Genomic DNA, 4,538 nt, shown 5'->3' with positions numbered 1-4,538 from the left:
TCTCGAAATCAGCCTGGAAGATGCTTTCGCCGGAACCACGGCCAAGGTGCAAGTCGCCTCCAGCATCGTGTGCGAGGTTTGCGACGGCTCGGGGGCGGAGCAAGGCTCCAAACCCATCACCTGCCCCACCTGTAGCGGCGCGGGCAAAGTGCGCGCCCAGCAAGGGTTTTTCACCATCGAGCGTCCCTGCCCCTCGTGCGGCGGCGCGGGCCGAGTGATCGAAAAACCCTGTAAGGCTTGCGGCGGGGCCGGGCGGACGCGCAAAGAAAAAACCCTCTCCGTCACCATCCCGGCGGGGGTTGAGGAAGGCACGCGCATTCGCTTGACCGGCGAAGGCGAAGCGGGCGTGCGCGGCGCGCCTGCGGGCGACCTCTACATCTTCCTGGCTATCGCCGCGCATCGAATTTTCCAGCGCGACGGGGCGAATACTTTTTACCGGGTGCCGATTCCGATGACCACGGCGGCGCTGGGCGGGCAAATCGAAGTGCCCTCCATCGATGGCTCGCGGGTCAAGATTACCATTCCGCCCGGCACTCAAGCGGGGCATCAGTTCCGCTTACGCGGCAAGGGCATGTCGGTCCTACGCTCCTCCCAGCGCGGCGATATGTATGTTGAGGCTACCGTGGAAACGCCGGTCAATCTCACCGCGCGCCAGCAGGAGCTTTTGCGTGAGTTCGACACGGCAGGCGAGGCCGATCAGACCCACCCGCAATCCTCGGGCTTTTTTCAACGCGTGAAGGAATTCTTCGCGGGTTCGACGACCGAGTAATTTAGAAATACGCAAAGGCTCGGCGCAGACGTTTCCGTCTGCTCGGGATTTGCTCTAGTGGAGTTCGTTAGCATGACAACCGCCTTCCGCCGCCCCTCGGGCCGCAGCGCCGATCAGTTGCGCGCCGTCAGCCTGGAGCCGGGATACGCTAAATATGCGGAAGGCTCCTGCATGGTGCGTTTCGGCGATACGCATGTTCTGTGTACTGCATCGATCGACGAAAAAGTGCCGCCGTTTCTGCGCAATACCGGCAAGGGCTGGGTGACGGCCGAATATGGCATGCTGCCACGCGCCACCCATTCGCGCATGGACCGCGAAGCCGCCAAAGGCAAGCAAAGCGGCCGCACGCAGGAAATCCAACGCCTGATCGGCCGCTCCTTACGCGCCGTCACCGATCTCACCCAAATGGGCGAGCGGCAAATCAAGATCGACTGCGACGTGATCCAGGCCGATGGCGGCACGCGCACGGCCTCCATTACCGGGGCCTATGTCGCCCTGCACCTCGCTTTGCGCAAACTGGTGGATAGCAAGGCGATTCCCGCGCTACCGCTGAAGGCGGAAGTCGCCGCCATTTCCTGTGGCCTGTATAATGGCGTCGCGGTCCTCGACCTCGACTATGCCGAAGACTCCAACGCCCAGGCCGATGCGAACTTTGTGCTCACCGGGCGCGGCGGGTTGGTGGAAATCCAAGGCACCGCCGAGCAGGACCCGTTCAGCGAAGAGCAGTTTGCAGACCTGCTGCGCCTCGCCAAACAGGGTATCGGCCAGTTGGTGTCGCTCCAGCGCAAAGCCGTGATGGGGTAGACCGGGTTAAGACATCACCCAGAAGGCGATCCCTTCATAGGTAAAATCCTTCTGCCCCAGCAAGAGCGCATCCTTTTCCGCGAGGGAATCGGTGTAGAAATGGGTTCCGGTCTTCGTATGGAACAGCCGATGCACGGCCTCCTGCGGGCCGGAATCCCCGCTATAAGCTTTGAAAGCAACGCCCTCGTCGCGGTAGCCGCTCTTGCCGTTGGCGAGCACCGCATTCCGCTCGTCGGCGGAAGCTGTGTAGAAATGACGGCCGGATTTAGCGTGAAACAGCCGGAAAACATCCAGCGTGCCATCGGTCCCGGCGGCGTGAAACACCGGCCCTTCATAGGTGAAGCCACCGCCCTTGGCCTTGAGCGCCGCGATTTCACTCTCCGATGCCGTCCAGAAATGCGTCCCCACAGCCTTATTATAGAAACGATGAACTTCCGGCCCGCTCACCGCCGGGCTCGGCAGGGCATAGGTTTGATCCGCGAAATCCAGCGTTTCGATCCCTGTCAGGCGGCTCGTGCCAGCCGCACTGCTTAGAAGCCAGCCGCCCGCGCCATCTTGGCTCAATTGATACTCGGCGCGCGCCCCGGCGAGGCTAAGATGGTCCTGGCCCGCCCCGCCGCTGAGCCAATCCTGCCCACCACTCTCAACGAAACGGTCGTTCCCCGCACTCCCCGATAGGGTTTCGCTGCTCGCCGTGCCGATCAGCAGGCGGGAGCCATCGGCAAAGCTCACCTGATCCGAATGCAGAGCCGCGAAACGAATTTCACTCGTACCCTGTACTAGGGTTACGCCGTCCGTCCCCATCCTCAAGGCCAACGCGGCGGCGCTGCTATCGCTGATCGTCAGCGTATCGGTTGCGTCGAGCAAGGTTAGTCCGCTCACCGTTCCGGTTTGCGCCAATCGCGCCAACTCTTGCAGGTTGAGATCGTAGGTGGCCGTTTTACCCTCGGGAACACGGTCCCGGTTTTCCATCGTCGACACAATGCTCCCCGTCGCCGCCGACCAGTGCGTTGCCGATAGGTTGGTCGCCTCGCCACCCGAGAAACCGTGAAAAACATCCGTGCCGGTGCGGATACTGCTCATCCCAAAGCCGAAGGTCAGACTGCCGCCATCGAAACGGTTGACCGTGGTCAGCGGCTGGGTCATGCGCGCAAGATCGGCCTCGGACAAGAGAATCTTCTGAGTAAAAAGCGCGTCGAGGAAGCGGACCATATCCGCCGTCGTGGTTATCAGCCCACCATCCCCGCCAATATCGACGGGCAAGCCGGTCGCATCGAACAAGGTGCCATCGCCGGTCACAAGATAGCCGTGACTCTGGTTCTCGGTCAGCGGCCAGCCGACCGTTGTCGTCTGGCGCATTCCGGCGGGTTCGAAAACGCGGCTCTGGCACAGGGCTTCCAGTGTCTGCCCCGTGACGGTTTCGGCGATTCGCCCGAGAAGCTCGAAATTTGTATTTGAGTAGTGAAACGCCTCACCCGCCTTACCCGTCGGCGCAACCCCCCGCACGAGCGCGAGAGCCTCCTGGGTGCCATGCACGCGGGAGAGGTTCTGCACAACATCGGTCAAAATTTTGGATCGCCGTTTGCATCGACGACTTTCAAGTAATCGGGAATGCCCGAGCGCATCGAGAGAAGCTGTTCGAGGGTTGCCGTTTCAGTATTGGCGATACCGCGTAGCTCGGCGGCACTCAAATAGTCGGCGGGGGTTTTCTGAAGGTCGAGTTTCCCCTCGGACGCCAGTTGCAGCACAATCACCGCCGTGACCATTTTCATCTGCGACCCGGCATTAAAACTATGGGTCGGGAGCATCGCCGCGCCCCCCGTGCCCTCCGCCCCAGCGATCTCCGACAGGCCGGCGGCGGCGGTGCTCAGAACTGGGCCGCTCAGACGACTGACCTGAACCCCCGGCGCGCCGGACGCGCTGAGCAAATCTTGGGCAAGCGTTTTGGGTTTCGCTCTGCGCGGTGCGCAGAGCGAGCGTGTAATGCGTCATGTTTTGAGTCTCGATGCGAGGGGGTTAATTCACGCGGTCGTAGGTGTTGTGGGCGAGGCTACTGGTCTCGTCCTCATCCTCGTCGCTCCAGAAGAAATAGCTGGCCTCGCCGACGCGCCAGGCCGCCGAGCAGCTTTTGTAGAACCAGCCGATGCGAATGCAAAAGCGCTCGGCCTCAAGGCTCCATTTCCCATCGAGCGCGTCTTTACCGCGATTCAACATCACCGTGAGGCTGCCGTCCGGACGGATTGTATAGCTCACCGGATCGGCGGGATCGCGATTGCGATAGGTGGCGGGATGGGCCGTGAGGATTTTTAACTCACCCGCCGTCATAGGCTGAGCGTGATCGGGCAGCGCCGGGCGCGGCGGCGGCGCGGCGTGCGCGTTTTCCAGCAGGGCTAACAGGGTCAGCGCCGCCCCCGCCACCAGCGCCAAGAGGGGTAAGCGGTCGCGCCAAGGACGGGACCGGGCTGGGTTCAGAACAAGCGCGCGTATTTCGCCGCGACGCTGCCGTGGCAAGGACATGGATCATACTCCAAAACATCAAAAAAACTCCGCTAAGGCGGGACGGGTCAGCCCCCGTCGGACGGCTCCGACACATCGTCGGGCGCGTCAGGATCAAACGCCAGTAGGTCACCCGGCTGGCAATCGAGCGCCCGGCAGAGCGCGGTAAGGGTGGAAAAACGCACCGCTTTCGCCTTGCCGGTCTTGAGGATCGAGAGATTCTGAATGGAAATATCGATCTTTTCGGCAAGGTCGCCGAGGCGCATTTTGCGCTTCGCCAACATCACATCGAGATGCACGATAATCCCCATTAGATCGTCAACTTCTGTTCTTCCGAAACGCGCACGGCTTCGGCCATGATCCTGCCGAGAACGTAGAGCAGAAGCCCGAAGAGCAGAAAGATAAAATCGGGCTCGGTACTAAGGTCATCGATCCCGACTTCCCCAATCGCCCAAAGCGCCGTGCCTTC

Annotated in this window: 6 protein-coding genes; 2 read left to right on the top strand and 4 right to left on the bottom strand. The window is 61.6% G+C overall.

Annotated features, from left to right (window positions below; translation table 11 throughout):
- On the top strand, positions 1-769 hold a 769-nt coding region (dnaJ, locus tag VZ95_RS02410; RefSeq protein WP_045774459.1), incomplete at its 5' end, for a molecular chaperone DnaJ.
- A 72-nt stretch (positions 770-841) separates the two neighbouring features.
- The gene (rph, locus tag VZ95_RS02405) at positions 842-1,573 is read left to right on the top strand and encodes a ribonuclease PH (RefSeq protein ID WP_045774458.1); all 732 of its coding nucleotides are present in this window, start codon (positions 842-844) and stop codon (positions 1,571-1,573) included.
- A gap of 6 nt (positions 1,574-1,579) precedes the next feature.
- Here the strand turns inward: rph and VZ95_RS27845 are convergent, their stop codons facing one another.
- From VZ95_RS27845 to VZ95_RS02385, 4 genes are all read right to left on the bottom strand, one after another.
- Positions 1,580-3,139 carry a serine hydrolase gene (locus VZ95_RS27845; RefSeq protein ID WP_045774457.1) on the bottom strand — a complete coding sequence of 520 codons (1,560 nt, stop codon included), beginning with the start codon at positions 3,137-3,139 and terminating at the stop codon, positions 1,580-1,582.
- A complete protein-coding gene (locus VZ95_RS27840; protein WP_045774456.1) occupies positions 3,136-3,501 on the bottom strand; it encodes a serine hydrolase in 366 nt (121 codons plus the stop codon). Before VZ95_RS27840 ends, VZ95_RS27845 begins: the two co-directional genes overlap by 4 nt.
- Before the next feature lie 88 nt (positions 3,502-3,589).
- A complete protein-coding gene (locus VZ95_RS02390; RefSeq protein ID WP_045774455.1) occupies positions 3,590-4,090 on the bottom strand; it encodes a hypothetical protein in 501 nt (166 codons plus the stop codon).
- 47 nt (positions 4,091-4,137) lie between these two features.
- Positions 4,138-4,380 (bottom strand): helix-turn-helix domain-containing protein, encoded by a 243-nt coding sequence (locus VZ95_RS02385; protein WP_045774454.1) that lies wholly within the window; start codon positions 4,378-4,380, stop codon positions 4,138-4,140.
- Positions 4,381-4,538 lie beyond the last annotated feature (158 nt).

Source organism: Elstera litoralis (assembly GCF_000963705.1).
In the GTDB taxonomy this organism is placed as follows: domain Bacteria; phylum Pseudomonadota; class Alphaproteobacteria; order Elsterales; family Elsteraceae; genus Elstera; species Elstera litoralis.
This window is presented reverse-complemented; position numbering and strand designations above follow the sequence as displayed.

Bases quoted from the DNA above. Each gene is read 5' to 3' on its own strand.
- rph (WP_045774458.1), top strand. From the start codon at position 842: ATGACAACCGCCTTCCGCCGCCCCTCGGGCCGCAGCGCCGATCAGTTG.
- VZ95_RS02390 (WP_045774455.1), bottom strand. From the start codon at position 4,090: ATGTCCTTGCCACGGCAGCGTCGCGGCGAAATACGCGCGCTTGTTCTG.
- VZ95_RS02385 (WP_045774454.1), bottom strand. From the start codon at position 4,380: ATGGGGATTATCGTGCATCTCGATGTGATGTTGGCGAAGCGCAAAATG.